Source organism: Bacillus sp. B-jedd (assembly GCF_000821085.1).
GTDB lineage: Bacteria > Bacillota > Bacilli > Bacillales > Cytobacillaceae > Bacillus_D.
In genome coordinates this window covers 1,323,557-1,344,963 of record NZ_CCXR01000001.1, presented here as the reverse complement: position 1 = coordinate 1,344,963, position 21,407 = coordinate 1,323,557, and the positions used below count along the sequence as shown (strand labels likewise).

Here is a 21,407-nt window from a genome sequence, read left to right as displayed (position 1 = left end):
TCCTTCCCTCCCTAGTCGCGCAGATTTCTTCCTGTTAAGTGCAAGAATACACTTTCCAAATTAGGTTCAATAATTTCAACTCCGGAAATTTGCGCGCCGGCTTCGGTCATTTTTTGGACCAGACCGCTTAGAACGGATTGAGGTTCCCGATGGAATACAGTCAATTGTGTCCCTGAATAGCTGATGTCCTCTACAGGAATCAAACTGCCGAGTGTTTCGGCTGACGTGAAACCTTCAGCTATGGAAAAAACCATCCTTGACCTGTCCCCGATTGTATCCCTTAGCTCTGGGATAGTCCCAAGGGCGATCAGCTTCCCATGATCCATGATGCCAATCCGCTCGCACAAAAACTCGACCTCCTCCATGTAATGGCTTGTGTAAATGACGGTCATTCCCTCTTGGTTCAACCTTTTGACCGTTTCAAGTATATGTGTCCGTGATTGAGGGTCGATGCCGACAGTTGGCTCATCCATGATTAGCAATTCAGGATTATGCAAAATCGCCGCACCTATATTGACCCGCCGCTTCATACCGCCCGAAAACGTCTCCACCTTTCCCTTTGCCCTGTCCGCCAATCCAATTAAATCAAGTGTTTCCGCCACGCGTTTTTCAAGTACGCTTCCAGATAGCCCATACATTCTTCCCCAGAAAAGTAAATTCTCCCGCGCGCTCATTTCCTGGTAAAGAGCGATTTCCTGAGGAACGATTCCAATCAGACCCTGCGCCTTTTTAGATTCCTTCACGATATCAATTCCGGCTATCTCGATTGAGCCGGACGTGGGTGGAAAAAGGCCGGTGAGCATATTGATGGTCGTCGACTTTCCCGCCCCGTTTGGGCCTAGAAGCCCGAAAGATTCCCCTTTCTTTACGCTAAAGGACACCTCTTTCACAGCCTCGAAATCCTTGAATGTCTTTTTCAGCGAAGACACTTTTAATAGTTCCATTTTCCCATCCTCCTTTCTCAATATATGACAATCTAACTATATCACTTTAAGAAGGATTTGATTGGCATTTTCGCAAAAATTTCAAACATTCCCACATTCTGTCCAGCTATGTTTTGAAAGCAGAAAAAGCAGGCGTTTGCCTGCTTTTTTTTAAATTCAGCTATCATTTCGTTTAGGTATCATTATTCTTTTGCAAGATAACCCGTAAATCTGAAATCATTTCCTATTTTAACTATGTCTGTGTCAGAAAGGGTGATGACATCTCGCATCGTTTCTGCTCCGTTTCCCTCCAGAAAGGTAGGAGCTCCCTTGCCTCCTATCAGCTTTGGGGCAAAATAAAGGACCACTTTATCGACAAGGCCTTTTTCAAGGAAACTCGCATGGACGGTTCCTCCCCCTTCTAGCAACAGAGAGGAAACGAGTCTTTTCGCAAGGGTGTCTAGGACGTCTTCCGGGTCAACTTCATTTTCCCCTTTTGTGCGAAAGACTTCGACCCCCATCGTTTCAAGTAAATTCACCTTTTCCAAGGGAGCGGAATTGCTCGTAAATATCCATGTCTTCGCCAAACCATCTGTCACTACTTTTGAATCAAGAGGAGTTCTTAGCCTGGAATCAAGAATAATCCTGATCGGATTGCGCCCATTCGGAATACGGGCTGTTAGTTCCGGATTATCTTTGATTACTGTGTTGATTCCAACAAGGATAGCCATATGTTCATGTCGCAGGAGATGGACATCCCGCCGTGACTCTTCAGACGTTATCCACTTACTTTCCATTGTGCGGGTGGCGATTTTCCCGTCAAGCGATGCGCCTGCCTTCATTGTGACAAACGGCCTTTTAGTCACGATGAACTTATTGAAAACTTCATTCATTTTTCGTGATTCTTCCTCACAGACCCCAATTTGTACATTGATTCCCGCATTTTCAAGGATTCTAACGCCATTTCCTGAGACAAGCGGATTTGGGTCAAGCGTCGCAATCACGACATTTTTTATCCCGGCCCGGACGATTGCCTCGGCACAAGGGCCAGTCCTTCCATGGTGGGAGCAGGGCTCCAGCGTCACATAGATTGTTCCGCCCCTGGCATATTCACCGGCCATGCTTAGGGCATGAATTTCCGCATGCGGCTCACCGGCTTTTAGATGGGCTCCAATGCCAACAATTCTTCCTTCATTTACAATAACCGCCCCAACAAGCGGATTCGGGTCGGTTTGGCCTTTTTGAGCCTTAGCATTTTGCAGAGCCAAATTCATGTAAAACCCATGGTCAGTCATTCGGGCATGTCCCTTCTTCCCTGAGATGCCCTGAACGAATGATTTTCGTTTCAAGATATCTTTCATTATATTCGGAAACATCCCCCCACAGCGGTAGTCTGGCCGAAACAGGAAGGCCTGAATTTTTCAATGCTTCTAGTTTCCTTGGATTGTTTGTCATGAGGATGACGGGCTTTGACCTTAGGGCTTTCAAAACAGAAATCGCGTCATCATAATTACGTGAATCATCAACAAACCCAAGTCCTTCATTCGCTTCCACTGTATCAAAGCCATTCTCCTGAAGAATATAAGCCATCGCCTTGCTGAATAGTCCAATTCCCCTTCCCTCGTGATTGGCCAGATAGAAAAGCGCGCCAGTGCCGTGCTCAACAATCATCTTCATCGAGTGTTTTAATTGGTAACCGCAGTCACAGCGTTTACTTCCAAATATATCTCCCGTGTGGCAAATGGAATGCATCCTGATGATCGCTTCATCGCCATATTGAAAGTCACCATACACTAATACACTTGATTGCTGGTATTCAGCAAGATTGGCAGATGATAACTTATCGATGATCTTTTGAAAATCTTTAGTAACCTCATCACAATTCATCCAGCAATACCATTGGAACACGACTGTTTCTCCGAAAAGGTTCACAGGAAGGCGAATTGGCCCCACCAAATAAAGTGCACTTTCACCGGTACGAATCAGCTGGATTTTGTCCTCCAAAATGGATAGCACTTTTGAATCCAATTTTAGTTCACTCATTATACAAGCCCCTTTAAACGATTTGTTTACAATTGGCAAAAGGAATTGCCAACTGGCAATTCCTTTCACCCTTCTATTCAGACATCGATATCGCGGATGAGGTTCGCCATTTCAATCGCAGCAGCCGCGGCTTCCCAACCTTTATTTCCTGCCTTTGTGCCTGCGCGTTCAATCGCCTGTTCAATCGAGTCAACTGTTAAGACGCCAAATATGACAGGCACTCCTGTCGAAAGGGCAGTGTTGGCTACGCCCTTGGCCGCTTCATTGCAGACGTAATCGAAATGGGGAGTAGAACCGCGGATGACAGCCCCAAGAGTGATAACGGCATCGTATTTATTTGATTTCGCCAATTTTTGTGCAATCAATGGAATTTCAAATGCCCCGGGGACCCAGGCTATATCAACCTGTTCCATCTCAACGCCATGGCGCTTTAGAGCATCCATTGCCCCTCCGACTAATTTATCCGTAATAAATTCATTAAACCTTCCAGCCACAATGCCGATCTTTAATCCGGATCCTACCAGATTTCCTTCAAAAATATTACTCATCTGTCTATTCCTCCATATCTAGTTTTGCCTAGTTGGCACATATTAACCTTAGGATTTAAGGCGCTCTTCTTTATTTTTATAAGCGATTAAATCTTCAATTGTAATCATCTTTAAACCAAAGCGGCGGGCAACTTTATCCAATTCAGGAATCCTTGCCATTGAGCCGTCTTCATTCATAATCTCACAAATAACCCCTGCGGGACTCGCTCCACACAAATTTGCCAGGTCAACCGCAGCTTCAGTGTGGCCGGGGCGCTCCAGTACTCCCCCTTTTTTCGAGACTAGAGGGAAAACATGTCCCGGCCGCCTAAAATCTTCAGGGCGGGCATGAGGGTGCAGCATCCCCATAATAGTCGCTGACCGTTCAAATGCGGAAATGCCGGTAGTTGAAGATTTATGGTCGATGCTGACTGTAAAAGCCGTGCCATGCGTATCCGTATTTTGCGAGACCATTGGATGTAAATCAAGTTTAATTGCCAGTTCTTCACTGACAGGCACGCAAATAAGCCCTCTTCCGTATGTAGCCATGAAATTAATGACTTCGGGGCTTGCCTGCTCCGCAAGCGAAACGAAATCCCCTTCATTTTCACGTCCTTCATCATCACAGACAATAATAACCTTACCCGCCTGAAGATCTTGAATAGCCTCTTTTATTGTGCTGAACATGGTGCTCACTCCTTACATGAATCCTTTATCTTTTAAAAATTGAAGCGAAATCGATGAGGCTGTCCCTGTCTTCTTTACCGGTCCAGGATTCAAGAATTGGTGAACATATTTCCCAAGCATGTCACACTCAATATTGACAGTATCCCCTGCCCCTTTTATTGAAAGTATCGTTTCTGAAAGAGTATGGGGGATGAGGGAGATTTTAAATGACCGATCAGTCACCTCAAATACCGTCAAGCTTGTCCCATCAACGGCAATAGAGCCTTTCAATATAATGAATTGAAGCAGGTCTCCTCCAGCTTCAATTTCATAATAAACTGCATTGCCCAGCCGCTCTTTTCCAGTAATGGTGCCGGTCCCATCGATATGGCCGCTGACAAAATGGCCGCCGAATCTCCCGCCTGCCGCCATCGCCCTTTCGAGGTTAACTTTTGATCCCTTCTTCAAATCCCTCAGATTCGTCGCCTTTACTGTTTCCGGCATGACATCGACAGTAAAGCGTTTTTGCTTGAAAGAAGTGACAGTAAGGCAGACACCATTCACAGAAATACTGTCGCCAAGGTGGACATCCTCCAAAACTTTATGCGCTTCAACTGACAGAACAATTGAATTGCTTGTCGAGGCAATGGCAGAGATAGTTCCGATTTCTTCAATAATCCCAGTAAACATCGCAATCTCCTTTTCTGTAGCTTACCCAATCTAAGGATATCCCAAGAGCCAGGCCATTCATGCAAAAAAGCCCCAAGGACAGAATCACCTTGGGGCTTAAAAAGCATACCTAAATAAAGGTCTTATATTTAAGAGGTTTTCTTCACCCACTAGCGGTCTCCGTTATAACCCCTATTTAAAAAACTAGGGGAAATACGATAAAACACGTAAATGGGCATACTTGTCCCTTTAGTTAATAAACCTTCACTTTTCCTTCTCCCATCCAGACTATACTGTCGGCCCCGGAATCTCACCGGATCCACCGAATGCCGTAAAGCACCCGGGTCACGGGCTTGGAAGCATCTTGCCCCATCACCGCCGGTAGGGAATTTCACCCTGCCCCGAAGGAATATTCAATTAGAATAGTTAAATTATACTCCTATATGGGCAAAAATGATACAAATTGAAATTCCCAGTGCCTGAAGCAAGAGATCTATTCCCGGCAACCATTAAAGATTATAAAAATCGCTCATCTCATAATTTGAATAAGGATTATAGTCCAGCCACCCTGTAAAGGCACTGTTGTTGACCTTGAGATACTCTTTTGCAAAATGGATGAATTCTATCGTCGCCAGTTTTTTTCCTGAGTAAATACGTAAATACTCCGCAAGAAATTCAAGTGACGCTTCTTCACCATGCGGTTTGAGCATTTCCCAAAGTTTGATGGCCGGTTTCGCCTGAATTTGGCCGGTTATCCCGCCGTAATTACCCGCATATTGATCAGCGGGCAAATTCGCTTTAACCCCTTCCTCAAAAATCATAATTTCATTATATTTATTGGCAAAAGCAAAGCTTTCTTCTTCATTCTTCTTTTGCCCTGCCATAAAATAGAGCGAAGCAGCCAGTTCCGACAGCCCATCATTAAGCCAGGCATCCGTGTGCCTTTCAAAATGGACATTTCCATAAAACCATTGCTGCGCTATCTGGTGGACAAGGAGGTGCTCAGGCGTCTCGCTGTCGGGAAGATGATAAAAAGTATCCTCCACTATATTTATGGGTTGGAGAATTAATCCTGGACGGCTTCCTTTCCGGGTATCTGTTATGACAAGATCAAGCTGCTTGTGCGGATAGCTGCCAAATTCTCTTTCAAAAAATCCTACTGCGTTAAGCGCAGTTTTTATTATCTCCCCTGCCCGCCTGTTGTCCTCTGAAGCAGAAAAAACCCTTATTTCAGTACCGCCTGCCTTTGCTTTTTTCATTTCATATCCATCGAGAAGCAAAACTGACATTTCCTTCAAGTTCTCACCAGATATTGTACCCGCAGTCTTCCTTTGATCGGTATCAACCCCAGATGTAACAGCTTGTAGATTACCAGGGAGATTAAAGGTAAGCGCAATGTCCGCAGAGGGAGTAGAATATGTCTCTTTCTCAAGTGAAGGAGGATAAAACAGCCAGTCCTTATCAAAACCAGGGAGCATTGGATACCATTGAAGCGGATTATAGATTCCTTTCTCAATAAGATTTTTAGGCAGCGAGAAAGTATAAGCAATTTCCGTTTCCCTGGTCTCCCCTGACCGAATGGGCCGCATTAAAGGAACATTCAGACGTATCCCATCAAGTTCGAAAGCAGTTTTTTCGCCTGCAATCGCAACCTTTTCAATGGCTGTTTCACCTTCCCCTATTTCTTGCATGCACTTATCCACCGCAAAGGAGACAATCTTTCTCCGGCATTGGTCCCTTGCCATATCACCAAACTGGTTCGGGAAGAAATAAAATGAAAGATTGTTCCAAGTGCTATCTGAAGTATTGGTGACTTTAATGACAGCATTTACAAGAAAGCCGGCTTCCCCTTTCATTTTCAGGGACAATTTGTAATTAGACTTAACACCTTCTTTGAGTACCACCGGTTCAAAGTCAGATGGGAGTCCAATGGCGCCATGTTCCGTTTGGGTTGGTTTATTTTTTCCACCCGTTGTTTCTCCAGCTTTAGTCATCTGTCCAGAGTCAACTTTTTCGGAAACAGACGGGGTTTCCACGATTTTGGCAATATATACAGCGCCTCCAATCACTAGGAGGGCAAGCATGGCAGCAGCTAGTCTCCTCATTCTTCCTTGCCGCTTTTTCCGTTGCTCTTTTTCAGCTGAATATGTAAATTGCTTTGGTTTGCCTCCATCGGCCAGCATTTCATAGTTCTGATTGACGAATTCAAATTTATCCATACCGACCCTCCTGATTGGAGTATTTTCCCTTTTTAATTAGACGGATTCCTCAACCCAAACGTTTCAAAAAGAAAAAGCCGGCCTATTAAGCCGTCATCGACGGCCTTTTGGCCAAGCTTTCTGTTATTTCGCCTATTCACCTTATTCCTAGCGCCTTTTTAGTTGCAGGACCGACTACTCCGTCAGCTTGGAGCTTTTTCGCTTTCTGGAACCGTTTTACGGCTGCTTCGGTGCCAGGCCCGAAAACACCGTCAATGCCATTCGTGCTGTATCCCTTGCTCGTAAGGGCGCGTTGGAGCTCCTTGACCGCTGGCCCCTTGCTTCCTTTTTTCAGAACAACTGAGGAAGACGGTATGCCTGCAGCCGGCACAGCCGACCCTGTTACCTTATATCCATTAGCCGAAGCTATCGCATTGAATGATTTTTTTGAGGAAGTGATAATAACTGGCGTATTGACCTCGACCTGGGAATACAGCCACTGGACTTCATCATTATACATCCGAATGCATCCGCCGCTCACATACCCGCCAATCGATTTCGGGTTGCTGTTACCGTGGATTGCATAAGTGGTTCCCCATGTTCCATTGGCATTCAGGCCAAGCCACCTGTTGCCGAGCGGATTTTTCGGGCTGCCTCCTGGAATCTTATCTTTGTAATAAGGGCGGTTGACAATTTTATTAACAATTTTGAATTTGCCCTCCGGTGTATAGGAGGCCTTCCGTCCTGTCCCTACCCTAAAAACTTTCACTAACTTGCTGTTATCATAGTAAGCCAGCTGATTCGTCGACTTATTAATAATTATGAATTCCCCGCTGGCCGCCATGGCTGGCGCTTCAAACAGTACCATGGAAACAAACAGCAACAAGCAAATGAATATCTTCTTCACTTAATGTCCCCCTTTTGTGATCAGGCAGTTCATCATATGCAGTTGCAGTAAATTATTGCCTGCACTTTCTGTAATTGTCTCTTCGCCATATTAGACTAATCTTTACATTAATAGTTACATAGATTTCACTTTGATGGTAATTATTTCAATCTGTTTTTTACGACAATGAATTGTCATAATTTATCGTTTGTCAAAAATTGCAGCAAAACATGTTGTTTTTCAAATATTAGTCTATGAACTCGTCAATCTTTGTTACAAAAGCAATGATTCTTCAAAAACCGTTCACTATTTTGCCATAAGTATAGGCATTATCGAGAAAATCGATTAATCAACGTTTTTGCTACTTAATAATTGAATTTATCCAACTATCTCCTTTTCCTATAATGAAAGTGACGCATCAAGCCGCCAATAAATCGAACAAGGAGGAAAGGAAATGGAAAGCGAATTTAAGCCCGATTTATCATATGACGCGGGACCCACAGGATGTGGCGAACTGATTATGAACCTGTTTTTAACGATGAGAAAAATGAAAAGCGGGCAGATCATTGAAGTTATTTCCTACGATCCCGGAGCGAGGGAGGATCTTCCCGCGTGGTGCCGCTTGCAGAAGCATCGCCTCCTTGGCCGGCGTGATGATGGCAAAATAAGCTACTACTTTATTAAAAAATCGTAAAAAAATCATTTCATGCGAGTGGAGGAATTTAAAATGGCAGGAAAATTTCTAGTAAGTTTGACATGTGCAAAAAATGATCCGGATAAGGCTACGGTTGGTTTCGTCGTCGCAAATGCCGCTGTAGCATCCGGACAGGAATCAGTCGTATTCCTGAATGTTGAAGGAGCCTATCTTGCATCCAAAGGGTACGCGGATGATATTAATGAAGAAGGGTTTGCTCCTTTAAAGCAGCTGATGGAAAATTTCATAGAGGCCGGGGGCACGCTTTGGGTATGCAGCCCATGTTTTAAGAAAAGAAATCTAAGTGAAGAAAATCTGGTTGATGGCGCAATCATTGTAGGCGGAGCAAAGCTTGTTGAGTTCCTAAGCCTTGGCGCGGCTTCCATTACTTATTAAGCTGGTGATCGTAGAATGGTAAACCCACATGCAGTGTGTGACGGCGGCGACCTTGATTGCGGTTCGGGTCTCCTGCTAATCATTAAGAAAGCCATCGACCCGCTTGCCGCTGGAGAAATTCTCGAGGTGAGAAGCAGAGAAAGAACAGTCGCCGATGATCTCCCAGCTTGGTGCCGGATGGTGGACCATATTTTTCTCGGCTCACAACCTGGTGACAACACAAGCCGTTATTTTATTCAAAAGGGAACTTCCCAAGAGAATCTAAAAGCCGATTTGCAAGCAGCTAAAGGATATAAATGGAGTGTCCGTGCAAGGGGCGAAAAAGATCTCTCTGCGAAGGTCTTTACGAGGAACCATACATTCATGGCAGGCCAGCCTGCTGACTTCAGCCCGAAAGTAAATGCGCCTAGCGCGGTTGATTTTCTCCTCGCCTCCCTTGCATCATGCCTTGCTGTCGGCTTTAAAGCCCAAGCATCACGGAGGAATCTTGTAATTGATAATCTAGAACTATCCTTAAAAGGCGGGCTCGATAATGTCCTTTACCATATGGAAATTGAAGATGATGGCAGTCCGAAACTTGGCTCCATCACTGGGACTTTTTATCTTTCCTCGCCTGAGGAAGAGGTAGTTCTGAAAGAAGTATGGGACAATACCCTGAAACGTTCGCCAGTTTACCAAACCTTGAAACAGTCAGTTGATATTGAAATTAACCTGAGTATCGTATTTTAAAAGAAAAAGAGAACCCTAGTAATGCAACCACGGTTATTAGCAGGGAGGAAAACAGATGGTTTTGCCAAAGTTTCCGGTCACTGTCATAGGCAGCTGGCCAAGATCCGACGAGGTAAAAAAGGCGATGCGCGATAAACGGGCCGGAAGAATCTCCGAAGAAGAATTCAAGGAAGTAACAGACCAGGCTATCCTTAACTGCCTGAAATGGCAGGAAGAAGCCGGAGTGGATATCGTATCGGACGGTGAGCAGCGCCGCGACAATTTCATCTCGTTTGTCGCTGATCATCTGGACAATGTCAGAATGCTAACAGTGTCTGAACTGCTTGATTATGTAGAAGATAAAGCCAGTTTCGAAGAAATTCTCGGAACATTGGATGTTCCTGCTTTTTCTATGTCAAACCCAGCCGCTACCGGCAAGATCACTCGGAAGAAACCGCTTGCCCTGGATGATTTTCTTTTTTTGAAAAAGCATACCGATAAAGCCGTAAAGGTTGCCTTGCCAGGCCCATATTTGCTCACAAGGGCAATGTGGGTCGAAGGCCTGTCTAAAGAAGCCTATCCAACTAAGGAGGATTTGGCCGAGGACATCATCAAGATACTGCGTGAAGAGCTTGATGACTTGATTGCGGCTGGGGTGGAGTTTGTCCAATTTGATGAACCTGTTCTGACTGAGCTTGTCTTTACGCAAAAAAATGCCAACCGGACGTTCATGTGCGGTGCTTTGACAGCGAAAGCAGATGCGGAAGAGGAAATCGAATTCGCTCTTGGATTAATGAATCAGGTTACAAAAGGCATGCTTGGGAAAGGGACAAGAATTGGCATTCACATATGCCGCGGCAACTGGAGCACACAGGAACAAGTCCTGCTCCGTGGACCGTATTATCCATTGGTTCCGTATATATCAAGAGTGAATGTTGACCAGCTTATTCTTGAATATGCGACACCGAGGGCGGGTGAATTGGATGCAATCAGTGAGTTTGGCAATAAGGAACTTGGTTTAGGTATTGTAAATCCACGAACTGAAGAGGTTGAAAACGCCGAATCGATCATAGCGCGTGTTGAAGAAGCAAGAAAGTACATGCCGGATGAAAAAATCTTTTTGAACCCGGACTGCGGGTTTGGCACATTCGCCCAGCGGCCGATGAATAGTGACGATATCGCTTTTAGAAAATTGACCGTAATGGTGGAAGCAGCCCGCAGGCTTCGAGAAAATGCTAATACAACCAAATAAGAAAAGGTGGTCTTTAGATGGGACAAGTCATGAACTTTAAAGTCGATGGTATTGGAACTGGTATGCGCGTTGATGTAACAGCAGGAAAACACACGATTGCTATTGACGAGCCTGAATCATTTGGCGGTAAAGACTCCGCCATCGATCCCCTATCCGCTTTTCTTTCCTCGCTTATCGCCTGCGAGAACGTTATGGCACAAATCATCGCAAAAGAAATGGATTTCCATTTAAAGGGCATTTCTTTTGAAGTGACCGGAAACCTTGATTTGGCGGGTTTGATGGGAGACCCTGGGGTAAAACCATATTTTCAGGAAGTCATTGTACGTGCTTCTCTCGAAACTTCCGAATCAGAAGAAAGGATTGCTCAATTGCAAAAAGCCGTCGACAGCCGCTGCCCTGTTTTCAGGACAATCAAAGACGCCGGCATACCAATTGAAAACCATTGGATTGCGGCTGAGAAACTACAGAAAATATAACAAGCAAAAGCTTCCCCTTGCGGTTAGACAAAAACCCCCTGCCACTTATTTACTGTGGCAGGGGGTTTTGTCTAATTATCGAATACCCTTCATAAATCCTTCAATTTTCGGAGCCAGAATGAAAAGGACGATACTCAAAACAATCGAAGCGCCTCCGATAATTCCGAAGTAGAACATTTCATTCTCTGCGGAGTAAAATTTGACGACAAGGGCATTTAATGCCTGGGCAGCCGCGTTGGACAGGAACCAGAGGCTCATCGTCTGGGCGGAGAATGCCGCAGGGGCAAGCTTAGTCGTTGCTGAAAGACCTACCGGCGACAGGCACAGTTCACCAAGAACAACAATCAGGTAACTAAGGACAAGCCAAAGCGGATTAACAAGCGCATCCGCTCCGCCGAAGTATGCAGGCAGCAGGATGACCAAGAAGGACAAACCGGCGAACAGCAATCCGAGTGAGAACTTCTGTGGAATGCTCGGCTGGCGCTTCCCTAGCTTCACCCACATCCAGGCGAAAACCGGTGCCAGAGTAATAATGAATAATGGGTTCAACGACTGGAACCAGGCTGGCGAGATATGGATGCCGGCAAAATTCAATTGTGTCCGTTTATCCGCAAAGTTCGCAAGAATGGTTGAGCCCTGCTCTTGAATTGCCCAGAACATGACAGAAGCGATGAACAGCGGAATGTAAGCAATCAGGCGTGACCGTTCAGTATCCGTTGTTTGAGGGCTGCGGTACATGACGATGAAATAGGAAGTCGGAATCAGGATCCCGAGAATTCCAACCAACGTAATGAAGCTTTGGAATGTAAGCAACCCGGCTGGGATTGCAACCGCAACTAGACCGCCAATGATCAGAATTGCAACGCCAAAAATAATTGCCGTTTTCTTCTTTTCAGCCGGTGACAGCGGATTTGCGATATGCGTGCCGGCAAGTCCAAGGTTCTTCTTCTTTGTCAAAACGAACAACAGAAGCCCGAAGAACATCCCGACAGCGGCAATACCGAATCCGAGGTGGAAGCTTGTTTTCATGACAGAACCGACAATCAACGGGGAAATGAATGCACCCAGGTTGATTCCCATATAGAAAATACTAAAACCGGAATCACGGCGTGCATCGGTTTCGCTGTATATTTCACCAACCACGGACGAAACGTTCGGCTTCAGCAAACCAGTACCGATAACAATAAGTACCATCGAAACAAAGAAAAATGTAACATTTCCGGGAATCGCAAGCGCGATGTGCCCGAACATGATTAATATCCCGCCGAAGAAAACGGCTTTCGCGGTTCCGAAAACCCGGTCGGCGAGCCAGCCGCCAATAATCCCGGACATATAAACAAGAGATCCGTAAATGGACATGATAGCAAGAGCGGTTTTTTGGTCAAGCCCAAGACCGCCTTTGGACACTTCGTAGTACATATAATAAACCAGGATCGCCCTCATTCCATAATATGAGAACCTCTCCCAAAACTCTGTGAAGAAAAGAGTGAAAAGCCCCTTAGGATGGCCAAAGAAACCTGTTTGGGGAACACTATCCACAATTTTCTGCCTATTATAGTTTGACATGTTGTTAGCCTCCTCTATGTTATTCTATAATACTTTTTTCAGTGGAATTTTGTCAAAAACTATTTTTGGCAAATTGCAAAAATATTGTATTAATCAGCTAATTCAAATACTTTAGTAAAAAAATAAGTTTTTTTGAAATAATGATTATATTCATAATTTTTCCTTTGCTCTGAGTCTTTCCCTAGTTCTGAAAATATGTAATTTTTTTGTATAAGTGCTTTCCTTCACAGTTTTCATAAATCAACCCCCAGCTTCAAGCAGGGGGAATATAAAAATTGCAAATCTTCTAGGTGGCTCCATTTATGGAACTTCCCTATTTTTTGCTGTCTGTCCTGGTTTTCCCATTTAAAAAGGGAACAAAACCTGCAGACAAAAACTAGGTTCATTCTAAAAAACAGAAATGCCGGGTGGATCATTCAATAAAAGTGTTGAAAACCTTCTTCATCTTTTCTGTTCAACTTGTCAACATTCAGATTGGCGGGTGAAATTGGAAAAAAACACATTACAAAAGACCAGCCCTGGATAATGAGGCTGGCCCGCAAAGATAATAATGCTTATTTTTTTTCTACTTCCACAAAGCTAATTTGGCCTTTGGTTTGGAGGCTTAACGAATCAGGGATTTTCATGTATATCATGGAATCGCCCCCCTGAATCATATGGTCGTTTATTTTCTCGCCCGTAAATTGTCTCGAGGTAAAGCTGTTGCTTAAGATTCCGATATCAACTTTTACCTCTTCAGGAGATATTTCCAAATTGTTTCCTTTAATCTGATACCCCAATGCTTTTATTTTTTCCGTAAAATCAAATCCGTCGATGAAAAGTGGATTACGATAACTGTAGATTTCAATTTGATTCTTTAAACTGCTGTCCCGCTCGACGATGATTTGCGGCCCGAATTCAGCCTCCGTCGTTAAGTTCAGTTTATCAAATGACAAATCCTTGATCGTATCCTTCTTATAAAGGTATTTTTCATCGATTTGCTCTTGTTTGCCTTCATATATTTTTTGGTAAAAATCTGAATTTTCCCGTTCAATATCCCGCATGGATACACGTCCGCCGCCAGCTTTTTCCTCTTTCATTAACGGTGATGCCAAATTTGCAGCGAGCAGGATGCCAATGTAACAAAGCAACAGCCAGTGCGTCACCTTCGGGTTGCCTAATCTGATTTTGCCTGACTTTGAAAGGAATACTGCCCCTCCAACAACTAAAATGATCAACCATATGCCACCCATTAATTCCTCACCTCCATACGCTGCAATACCGCTATCCCAGCTGTGTAGAATGCGCACGCGGTGATTAACGCTTTTACCGAAAATAGCAAAATATTTCTTTCTTCCACATAATACTCGAGTGTATTTAAGAAAAATTGATTATTCATGGCTTCTCCGAGCATGATCATTCCGACAATCAGCACTGGAATCAGAAGTATAAACACCTTGCTAAATGCCGTCAGCGAGCTGATAAAGTAACCAATCGAACTGACGAGAAGAAGATAAAAGAACATGACGGCGATACCCGTAAGTGCATCTTCAGGTCCGCTTCGAGTTGAGTATACAGATTGGTTTGTGGACAGAAACAGGACAGCCTTGATCAAGTTCCCTGCCAATAACGCGGTAATGCTCCCAAGCAAACCCGCTGTCGCGAGGAAGAGGATATTGGAAATTCCGCTGCTGACCCGGCTTGTGACAAAGGTAAAATCATGGTAGCGGTTTTGCTTTGTATTCACTGTGATCGCTGTGACGAATGCCCAAAACAATGTAAAAATAATAACTCCATCAGCAGAATAATACTTTACATTGATCCACAGTCCATTCCCGCTCGTCCCGCTAGAACTTACCCCTAAAAGTGAAAACAGGACCGCAAGAACCTGGATGCCAACAAGCGCACTGAACGCGTCAATATTGGCTCTTAATTTATGAAAATACTGTTTTTTCACTATCTCAGCGAGACTCGTTTTCGTTAAAGACACTGTCGATTCCCCCTTTCTCGGCTGTCGTCAGATAAACAAACAGGTCGCTCGAACTTACAGGCATGATTTCCGCACCCGCTTTGCGGAGTTCTTCAACCTCTTCTACTGTTAAATTATTTCGTACAACCGTCTGAAATGCGTTTTTGCCAAGCGTCCTTTCATGGATGATTTCCAACCCTGCGAGCACGTTTCTTATCCCCTCACCGCTTCCCTGGACCGTAATCGCCCAGCTGCTGAATTCAGGCATTGGCAGATGCAGATAGCATCTCCCATCCTGAATAAGAAGAATATTCTCAAGCAAATCCTCGATTTCTTCAAGATGGTGGCTTGATAAAATGATGGTCCGGGGGTGGTCAATGTAGTCTTTTAGGAGCGCGCGGTAAAAATCTTTCCTCGCCGCTTCATCCATTCCGGTAGTCGGCTCATCAAACATTGTCAGCGGGCAGCGGGAGGCAATCCCGACAATCGCATTGAAAATACTCGTTTTCCCTTTGGATAGTCGGTTGTGGTAATTCTTCGGGTCTATTGAAAAGTAGTCAAGCAACCGGTTTGCCAGCCTTCCGTTCCAATTGGGGTAAAACCTTCCCGCTTCCTCGAGAATTTCCCCAAGAGACAATGCCGGAGGAAAAACCATCCCATCATCAATAAAGATGGAATTCATCGAAACGTCCAGATTTTCAAAGGGAAATTCCGAGAAGACCTTGACCTCACCCGAAGATGGCTTCAGGAACCCGGCCGTTAATCTCAACAGAGTCGTTTTACCGGCTCCATTCCTTCCTACCAGCCCGGTGATGGTGTTTTCCTCGATTGAAAAACTGAGCTCGTTCAAGGCTTTTTTGCCAAAATACGTTTTCGATACTTTATTGAATTCGACTGTTTTCATTTTCCGCCCTCCTTCATCTCAGCTGTTTCAATCATGCCAATCAATTCTGTTTTGCTGATATTCAAACGGCTTGCTTCAATCAGCAATTCCCGAACAAGTCCCTTTAAGGTTTCACTCTTTCTCTTTTCTATAATTGCATCTCGTGCTCCCGTAGCAACAAACATTCCCAGCCCCCGCTTTTTGTATAAAATGTTTTCATCTGCTAGTAAATTCAGCCCTTTCGCGGCAGTTGCGGGATTGATCGTGTACATATCAGCTAGCTGGTACTGGGAATAAACCTTCTCATCTTCGGGAAGATTTCCGCTGATAATTTCGGATTCAATCCATTCTGCAATTTGCACGTAAATAGGCTTCATGCTATCCGCGTTTAAAATAGGAATCGCCTCCTCTTGCATAGTGCATTAGTGTAGTAATGCACTACATGTATATATCATATATTTTCCATGGCTGGGAGTCAATAACTAAATCAGCTGCAAAGTTAATTTTTCCACAATAAAAAAGCCAGCCGCAGCGTTATGTAAGCTGCAGCCGGCAAAATTCCCCACCTTTTTATTCTGGTTCAGTTAAAGGTGAGTGTTGATTTTCAAAAAGATGATTGGAACGGAGGGGACTGACTCCTAGAATACGCTACACGTTTTCTCGTGCGAGGGCAAATTCGAAGAAGCCAATTCAATGTCCTGCGGGATGAAGCGGCACGTGGAGACCCCCTCGAAAAGCGGAAGCGCCTTGGTCAGCCCCGACAAGCGCTGGAGGGCCAGAAGGGGAAGTCGTTCTTTGACTTCACATTCGGGACCGAAGCGACCTCGAGGGGCTAGGCGCTGCAGCTGGACAAACAGGCGTCTATGACGCCGAGGAGGCTCCATAAAAAATGCTCCTGCGCCACAGACTATTCGGGGAAGCGAACCTTCAGCTCGTCGCAAAGCTGCACGAAGCAAATTCAGGTAGTGGCTTCGCCCCGCGGAAAGCATGTCCCCGGAGTGGAAATCAACAATCAAGGATCACAAAACCTTTATTCTACATCTGTCGGATTTGAAAGCCTGTCTTCGAATTTGTCAAAAAACAACTGTCCATTCGTGTTAATGACAGCATAATAAATATCCTCCAACCGTAAATTCCTTCGTTTGCATTCCTCCGTAATCCATTCCGGGTTATAAAGACCTGTTGCATTTTTAGCGATTATTTTCCCATCCATAATCAGTTCCACGGGCAAATGCTGGGATGATGATGAAATGCCTAAATCTTGTTTGGTTGCGGGCTGGTATGGCATTTTAAGAATGAATGATAATGTACCGCTCACTTCCAGCAAGGCATATTCGACTTCTTCAATGTTAAAGATGCCCTTTTCGCGCAATAGCTGATTCAAATCATCAATTGAGATTTTCATTTTCTTCATATTTTCATCAAGTATTTTGCCATTTTCAATTAATACAGTCGGGCTGCCGGACAACCACAATCTTAATGACCTGCTCCGGGAAGAAATCGAAAGCAACGCATAGAAAAGAATGATCAAAGCGGTAAAAGAAACAAATATATCCCTGAATGGAATGTTTGTATGGAAGCCCATGTTTGCGATAAAGGATCCTATTGTAACTGATAAAGCAAAACTATAGTGATTTTTATGGGCATTGATATGCTTGCCGATTGCAAGTGTAACAAGCAGCAAAAAGATGAAACTTACCCCGGTGCGCACAATCGGAATAAGAAGATTTTCCATTTTCCTCTCCTGTTCGTCAGCCAACATTAATATCTGATGGCTGTCTTGAGAATTTCCCCCTTTTGGCGGGCTGCCTGGCTTTAATTATTCGCCATGCCCTTTTGATAATTTTCCAAGAAGAGGCTATTCTTATTCATCTAAGGTGAGATTTTTCTAGATTTCTTCATTATCTCTATTGCATTCCAATTTTGGTAAAACAGCTGGCAGCAGTGTGCCCGTGCTATTACCTTTCATTCTTCGCTGTAGAGCCGTTTACAGGGACACTGCCGAACAGTTCGATATTATTGAAAACTTTGGTACTGTATGAAAAATCGCCATAACAATACGGATAACGGAAATTATTTTTATTTCCACCGCAATTATAAAGCTGGGGATTTTTTTTGACCTGCAGGGACGAAAACTCCTTTGCCAACTCTTCTTTATGCTCTCCGCCATTATCCGCGACGTAATCGATATAGCCAAGGCCCATATTATATGCTTGGACAATCGTCTGCAGATCGACATTTTTCTTCTCTCCGTACTGGATGGCGCGCTGGAAATGCTTCACTCCCTGCTGGATGCTCCGCTCTGGATCTGTAATGGTATTCGGCGCCAGGCCAGCCGATTCCGAAGCTTGCATCGGATCCCCGCCTTTTCCCTTGCTTTCCTGTTGCATCACCGCGGCAAGTAGCGGCGTAAATTCTTCAAGCTGGACTTTCTCTAGCTCCCTATGAAGCAGAGGGGTATATTTTTTTACGTTTTCGGACGGTATACTCTTAAAAACCATTTCCGGCTTTTTATCCAGCGGAAATTCGTCTGTAATGATTAAAAAGACAGCCAGCATTCCAAAAAAGACGAGCGTTAAATGAACGGTCCTTCTGCGCTGTTTCCTGCTGCTCGATTTCCTTCGTTTCTTCATCATCTTTAAAAAACCCCAAATCTAGTATTCTATTATCTATTATTAACAAAAAACAGGCGGGAAAACTAGCATGGAAAGATTGAAACCTCCAACTGGTTCCTTCTCTATTAACCGGGAAATTTTGCAAAATACTTTCCTAACAAACAACTTATATGTTACTATAAAGTTGTTTCTTTCTCTTAAATTAAATAGGGGGTTTATGATGATCAAGTTTGAAAACATCGTGAAAACGTATCAACGCCAACCAGTCATCCACAATTTCAACCTTGAAATTGATGAAGGGCAGCTGGTTGTTTTTATTGGCCCGAGCGGCTGCGGAAAGACCACATTGTTAAAAATGGTCAACCGCCTGATTGAGCCAACATCCGGGAAAATCTTTATTAACGGGAAAGACATTTCCTCAACCGATCCGATTGAACTACGCCGGAATATCGGTTACGTTATCCAAAGTACCGGCCTGTTCCCACATATGACGATTCGAGAAAATCTCGAATTGATTCCGAAGCTGAAAGGCGAAAAGCCTGAATCAATAGTAGAGAAGACGGACCGGCTCCTCAACCTTGTCGGGCTGAACCCGGAAGAATACCTTGACCGCTACCCGAAGGAATTGAGCGGCGGGCAGCAGCAGCGCGTCGGCGTTGCACGCGCCTTTTCAACAGACTCCGATATCATCCTAATGGACGAACCCTTCAGCGCGCTTGACCCCGTTACTAGAAGTTCCCTTCAGGAAGAATTGTTCAATATGCAAAAGGAATTGAACAAGACGATTATCTTCGTTACCCATGATATGGATGAAGCGTACAAAATCGCAGACAAAATCTGTCTATTGAAGGATGGGGAAATCCTGCAATACGATACGCCTGAAAATATCCTTAAAAATCCGGCATCTGAATTTGTCCAGAACTTCCTTGGCAAGAGGCGTGTCTGGAACAATCCAGAAGTTTTAAAGGCGGAGGATATTATGATTTCGAACCCTGTAAAGGTTTCCCCGCGGCGAAACGTCCTGCAGGCGATTGAAATCATGAAGGAAAACAAAGTAGACAGCCTGATGGTGACAGACAATACCCAAACGCTTATCGGCCTTGTCACATTGAAGGACATTAAAGTAACCGACCGGGCGATGCTCATCGGCGAAGTGATGGAGCGGAATATCCATTCCGTGCAGGAAGACATGGATTTGATCACTGTTTTCAAAATAATGAATGAACACAGAATTGGCTATTTACCAGTAGTAAATGAGACCGGGCGATTAATGGGGCTGATTACGAGGAGCAGTATCCTTTCTGCCTTAAGCAGCCAGCTAATGGACCTGGAGGTGGCGTTTTAATGAATGATTTTGTCAATTATGTAACCAATAATACCGGCCAGATCATCAACCTGCTTGGCCAGCATATTTATCTGAGTGTAGTTTCCGTGCTGATCGCAATCGCCGTCGGGGTGCCGCTCGGCATTGCCATTTCAAGAAGCCAAAACTTCTCGAAACCGGTTATCGGGACTGCAAACGTCGTCCAGGCGGTTCCAAGCCTGGCGCTGCTTGGTTTCCTGATTCCGTTTATCGGTATCGGCAGTACGCCGGCCATCGTCATGGTCGTTCTGTATTCCCTGCTTCCGATTGTGAAGAACACATATACCGGGCTGACGAATATCGATCGTGATATTCTTGAGGCGGCTCGCGGAATCGGGCTTACAAATAGCCAGATCATGCGAAAAATCCAGCTTCCTCTTGCCTTTCCGATCATCATGGCAGGTGTGAGAATATCAGCTGTTACAGCCGTTGGACTGATGACCATCGCCGCGTTCGTCGGAGCGGGCGGGCTTGGCTACCTGGTCTTCTCAGGGGTTTCAACTGTTGATAACAATATGATTCTTGCGGGAGCGATCCCTGCATGTATCCTCGCTTTGCTTATTGATTTTGCAGTCGGCAGGCTTGAGTCAAGGCTATCCTATACGACAAAAATGGCCGCTTCATCAAAAAGGTCGAAGCCATCCTTTGCAAAAAAAGCCGCCCTTCCTGCCTTGATTGGCATCCTTGTCATTGGAATAGGCGTTTCTTATGCATTTAACATGGTTGGCGCAAAAGAAAAAATCTCCATTGGCTCCAAAAACTTTACGGAATCGGTCATTCTCGCCAATATGGCGGCAGACCTAATTGAAGCCAAAACAGATATCCAGGTTGAGCGCAAGCTGAATCTAGGCGGCACACAGGTCGTATTCAGTGCGTTGAAAAAAGGCGATGTTGATACGTATATTGAATATACAGGGACTGGCCTTGTCACTATTTTGAAAAAGGAAGTTTCAAACAATCCGGATGAAGTTTTCCAAACCGTCCATGATGAGTTCGAAAAACAATTCGGTATTAAAACGCTGAAGCCGCTTGGTTTCAATAACACGTATACGCTTGCTGTCCGGCAGGATACAGCCGACAAATACGGGCTTGAAACGTTCTCGGACCTAGCTGCCGTCAGCAATGAACTGACTGTAGGTGCGACGATTGAATTTACGAACAGGGTCGACGGGCTGCCAGGGCTCTCCAAAACGTATAACATGGACTTCGGCGACCTCCGCGCGGTGGATGGCGGACTCCGCTATACGGCCATTAAGAGCAAGGAAAGTGATGTAATCGACGCCTTCTCAACAGATGGCCTCCTTGAAGAATTCAAATTGAAGGTATTGGAAGACGACAAGCAATTCTTCCCGCCTTATTATGCCGTTCCATTAGTGCGCGAAGACACTCTCAAAGCACATCCGGAACTAAAAGAAACACTTGAAATGCTCGCAGGAAAGCTCACAGACGAAAAAATGCGCGAACTCAACTACCGCGTCGACAGCCTTAAGCAATCACCAAAGAAAGTCGCCAAAGACTTCCTCATCGAAGAAGGATTGGTAGAATAAGCAAAGGGGACGGTTCCAGCGCTTCCTTCAAACCCGAAGGAGGCACG

The 21,407-nt window shown here is 44.7% G+C and carries 21 protein-coding genes, 1 pseudogene and 1 riboswitch; of the genes and pseudogenes, 7 read left to right on the top strand and 15 right to left on the bottom strand.

The genetic code is table 11. The annotated features are described in order from the left end of the window. Positions 1–11 precede the first annotated feature (11 nt). The 8 genes and pseudogenes from BN1002_RS06615 to BN1002_RS06580 all read right to left on the bottom strand — a co-directional run bounded on the left by BN1002_RS06615 (position 12) and on the right by BN1002_RS06580 (position 7,933). Positions 12–944 carry an ABC transporter ATP-binding protein gene (locus tag BN1002_RS06615; RefSeq protein ID WP_048824223.1) on the bottom strand — a complete coding sequence of 311 codons (933 nt, stop codon included), beginning with the start codon at positions 942–944 and terminating at the stop codon, positions 12–14. A gap of 182 nt (positions 945–1,126) precedes the next feature. Next, on the bottom strand, positions 1,127–2,218 hold the full coding sequence (gene ribD / locus BN1002_RS06610) for a bifunctional diaminohydroxyphosphoribosylaminopyrimidine deaminase/5-amino-6-(5-phosphoribosylamino)uracil reductase RibD (RefSeq protein WP_048824222.1): 1,092 nt from the start codon (positions 2,216–2,218) through the stop codon (positions 1,127–1,129). Then, positions 2,211–2,966 (bottom strand): GTP cyclohydrolase II, encoded by a 756-nt coding sequence (locus BN1002_RS06605; protein WP_048824221.1) that lies wholly within the window; start codon positions 2,964–2,966, stop codon positions 2,211–2,213. Before BN1002_RS06605 ends, ribD begins: the two co-directional genes overlap by 8 nt. A 77-nt stretch (positions 2,967–3,043) precedes the next feature. Continuing rightward, the gene (gene ribH, locus BN1002_RS06600; RefSeq protein ID WP_048824220.1) at positions 3,044–3,514 is read right to left on the bottom strand and encodes a 6,7-dimethyl-8-ribityllumazine synthase; all 471 of its coding nucleotides are present in this window, start codon (positions 3,512–3,514) and stop codon (positions 3,044–3,046) included. Between the two features lie 57 nt (positions 3,515–3,571). Then, positions 3,572–4,180 (bottom strand): annotated as a pseudogene (ribB, locus tag BN1002_RS06595) (3,4-dihydroxy-2-butanone-4-phosphate synthase); the annotation flags it as partial. A gap of 12 nt (positions 4,181–4,192) precedes the next feature. After that, positions 4,193–4,849 carry a riboflavin synthase gene (gene ribE, locus BN1002_RS06590; protein ID WP_048824219.1) on the bottom strand — a complete coding sequence of 219 codons (657 nt, stop codon included), beginning with the start codon at positions 4,847–4,849 and terminating at the stop codon, positions 4,193–4,195. 246 nt (positions 4,850–5,095) lie between these two features. Beyond that, positions 5,096–5,241, bottom strand: a riboswitch (FMN riboswitch). 96 nt (positions 5,242–5,337) lie between these two features. Then, entirely contained in the window at positions 5,338–7,047 is a 1,710-nt protein-coding gene (locus BN1002_RS06585) for a gluzincin family metallopeptidase (protein ID WP_048824218.1), read from the bottom strand. Positions 7,048–7,183: 136 nt separating this feature from the next. Beyond that, the gene (locus tag BN1002_RS06580; RefSeq protein ID WP_231574989.1) at positions 7,184–7,933 is read right to left on the bottom strand and encodes a L,D-transpeptidase family protein; all 750 of its coding nucleotides are present in this window, start codon (positions 7,931–7,933) and stop codon (positions 7,184–7,186) included. A gap of 433 nt (positions 7,934–8,366) precedes the next feature. Between BN1002_RS06580 and BN1002_RS06575 the strand changes: the two genes are divergently transcribed. From BN1002_RS06575 to BN1002_RS06555, 5 genes are read left to right on the top strand one after another with little or no spacing between them, the layout of a single operon-like run. After that, positions 8,367–8,606 carry a sulfurtransferase TusA family protein gene (locus tag BN1002_RS06575; RefSeq protein WP_048824217.1) on the top strand — a complete coding sequence of 80 codons (240 nt, stop codon included), beginning with the start codon at positions 8,367–8,369 and terminating at the stop codon, positions 8,604–8,606. Positions 8,607–8,639: 33 nt separating this feature from the next. Then, positions 8,640–9,002: a DsrE family protein gene (locus BN1002_RS06570; RefSeq protein WP_048824216.1), complete on the top strand. Its 363-nt coding sequence runs from the start codon at positions 8,640–8,642 to the stop codon at positions 9,000–9,002. A 15-nt stretch (positions 9,003–9,017) separates the two neighbouring features. Then, a complete protein-coding gene (locus BN1002_RS06565) occupies positions 9,018–9,731 on the top strand; it encodes a sulfurtransferase TusA family protein (protein WP_048824215.1) in 714 nt (237 codons plus the stop codon). Between the two features lie 55 nt (positions 9,732–9,786). Further along, complete coding sequence (locus BN1002_RS06560; protein WP_048824214.1) at positions 9,787–10,962, top strand: cobalamin-independent methionine synthase II family protein; 1,176 nt, start codon at positions 9,787–9,789, stop codon at positions 10,960–10,962. A 17-nt stretch (positions 10,963–10,979) separates the two neighbouring features. Beyond that, complete coding sequence (locus BN1002_RS06555) at positions 10,980–11,438, top strand: OsmC family protein (protein WP_048824213.1); 459 nt, start codon at positions 10,980–10,982, stop codon at positions 11,436–11,438. Between the two features lie 75 nt (positions 11,439–11,513). Here BN1002_RS06555 and BN1002_RS06550 read toward each other — a convergent pair whose 3' ends face one another. The 7 genes from BN1002_RS06550 to BN1002_RS06520 form a co-directional block, all read right to left on the bottom strand. Further along, complete coding sequence (locus BN1002_RS06550; protein ID WP_048824212.1) at positions 11,514–13,004, bottom strand: peptide MFS transporter; 1,491 nt, start codon at positions 13,002–13,004, stop codon at positions 11,514–11,516. Between the two features lie 554 nt (positions 13,005–13,558). Next, positions 13,559–14,236 carry a hypothetical protein gene (locus BN1002_RS06545; protein WP_048824211.1) on the bottom strand — a complete coding sequence of 226 codons (678 nt, stop codon included), beginning with the start codon at positions 14,234–14,236 and terminating at the stop codon, positions 13,559–13,561. Continuing rightward, entirely contained in the window at positions 14,236–14,973 is a 738-nt protein-coding gene (locus BN1002_RS06540) for a hypothetical protein (protein WP_048824210.1), read from the bottom strand. The genes BN1002_RS06545 and BN1002_RS06540 overlap by 1 nt, the downstream gene beginning before the upstream one ends. Next, positions 14,945–15,856, bottom strand: coding sequence for an ATP-binding cassette domain-containing protein (locus BN1002_RS06535; protein ID WP_048824209.1), 912 nt, complete (start codon positions 15,854–15,856; stop codon positions 14,945–14,947). Before BN1002_RS06535 ends, BN1002_RS06540 begins: the two co-directional genes overlap by 29 nt. After that, on the bottom strand, positions 15,853–16,212 hold the full coding sequence (locus BN1002_RS06530; protein WP_231574988.1) for a GntR family transcriptional regulator: 360 nt from the start codon (positions 16,210–16,212) through the stop codon (positions 15,853–15,855). The genes BN1002_RS06535 and BN1002_RS06530 overlap by 4 nt, the downstream gene beginning before the upstream one ends. A 653-nt stretch (positions 16,213–16,865) precedes the next feature. Next, positions 16,866–17,570 (bottom strand): DUF421 domain-containing protein, encoded by a 705-nt coding sequence (locus BN1002_RS06525; RefSeq protein ID WP_048827796.1) that lies wholly within the window; start codon positions 17,568–17,570, stop codon positions 16,866–16,868. A gap of 223 nt (positions 17,571–17,793) precedes the next feature. Continuing rightward, a complete protein-coding gene (locus BN1002_RS06520; protein ID WP_331386300.1) occupies positions 17,794–18,471 on the bottom strand; it encodes a lysozyme family protein in 678 nt (225 codons plus the stop codon). Between the two features lie 199 nt (positions 18,472–18,670). On the opposite strand from BN1002_RS06520, the gene BN1002_RS06515 reads away from it, so the two are divergent. Further along, positions 18,671–19,795 carry an ABC transporter ATP-binding protein gene (locus BN1002_RS06515; RefSeq protein WP_048824207.1) on the top strand — a complete coding sequence of 375 codons (1,125 nt, stop codon included), beginning with the start codon at positions 18,671–18,673 and terminating at the stop codon, positions 19,793–19,795. Continuing rightward, a complete protein-coding gene (locus tag BN1002_RS06510) occupies positions 19,795–21,360 on the top strand; it encodes an ABC transporter permease/substrate-binding protein (RefSeq protein ID WP_048824206.1) in 1,566 nt (521 codons plus the stop codon). Before BN1002_RS06515 ends, BN1002_RS06510 begins: the two co-directional genes overlap by 1 nt. Positions 21,361–21,407: the final 47 nt, after the last annotated feature.

Excerpts from the sequence above, each read along its gene's own strand:
- BN1002_RS06605 (WP_048824221.1), bottom strand. The coding sequence starts at position 2,966 with ATGAGTGAACTAAAATTGGATTCAAAAGTGCTATCCATTTTGGAGGAC.
- BN1002_RS06535 (WP_048824209.1), bottom strand. The coding sequence starts at position 15,856 with ATGAAAACAGTCGAATTCAATAAAGTATCGAAAACGTATTTTGGCAAA.
- BN1002_RS06530 (WP_231574988.1), bottom strand. The coding sequence starts at position 16,212 with ATGAAGCCTATTTACGTGCAAATTGCAGAATGGATTGAATCCGAAATT.
- BN1002_RS06565 (WP_048824215.1), top strand. The coding sequence starts at position 9,018 with ATGGTAAACCCACATGCAGTGTGTGACGGCGGCGACCTTGATTGCGGT.
- BN1002_RS06545 (WP_048824211.1), bottom strand. The coding sequence starts at position 14,236 with ATGGGTGGCATATGGTTGATCATTTTAGTTGTTGGAGGGGCAGTATTC.
- BN1002_RS06585 (WP_048824218.1), bottom strand. The coding sequence starts at position 7,047 with ATGGATAAATTTGAATTCGTCAATCAGAACTATGAAATGCTGGCCGAT.
- BN1002_RS06615 (WP_048824223.1), bottom strand. The coding sequence starts at position 944 with ATGGAACTATTAAAAGTGTCTTCGCTGAAAAAGACATTCAAGGATTTC.
- BN1002_RS06515 (WP_048824207.1), top strand. The coding sequence starts at position 18,671 with ATGATCAAGTTTGAAAACATCGTGAAAACGTATCAACGCCAACCAGTC.
- BN1002_RS06550 (WP_048824212.1), bottom strand. The coding sequence starts at position 13,004 with ATGTCAAACTATAATAGGCAGAAAATTGTGGATAGTGTTCCCCAAACA.
- BN1002_RS06570 (WP_048824216.1), top strand. The coding sequence starts at position 8,640 with ATGGCAGGAAAATTTCTAGTAAGTTTGACATGTGCAAAAAATGATCCG.
- ribE (WP_048824219.1), bottom strand. The coding sequence starts at position 4,849 with ATGTTTACTGGGATTATTGAAGAAATCGGAACTATCTCTGCCATTGCC.
- BN1002_RS06525 (WP_048827796.1), bottom strand. The coding sequence starts at position 17,570 with ATGGAAAATCTTCTTATTCCGATTGTGCGCACCGGGGTAAGTTTCATC.
- BN1002_RS06510 (WP_048824206.1), top strand. The coding sequence starts at position 19,795 with ATGAATGATTTTGTCAATTATGTAACCAATAATACCGGCCAGATCATC.
- BN1002_RS06520 (WP_331386300.1), bottom strand. The coding sequence starts at position 18,471 with ATGATGAAGAAACGAAGGAAATCGAGCAGCAGGAAACAGCGCAGAAGG.
- BN1002_RS06575 (WP_048824217.1), top strand. The coding sequence starts at position 8,367 with ATGGAAAGCGAATTTAAGCCCGATTTATCATATGACGCGGGACCCACA.
- BN1002_RS06555 (WP_048824213.1), top strand. The coding sequence starts at position 10,980 with ATGGGACAAGTCATGAACTTTAAAGTCGATGGTATTGGAACTGGTATG.
- ribH (WP_048824220.1), bottom strand. The coding sequence starts at position 3,514 with ATGAGTAATATTTTTGAAGGAAATCTGGTAGGATCCGGATTAAAGATC.
- BN1002_RS06560 (WP_048824214.1), top strand. The coding sequence starts at position 9,787 with ATGGTTTTGCCAAAGTTTCCGGTCACTGTCATAGGCAGCTGGCCAAGA.
- ribD (WP_048824222.1), bottom strand. The coding sequence starts at position 2,218 with ATGACTGACCATGGGTTTTACATGAATTTGGCTCTGCAAAATGCTAAG.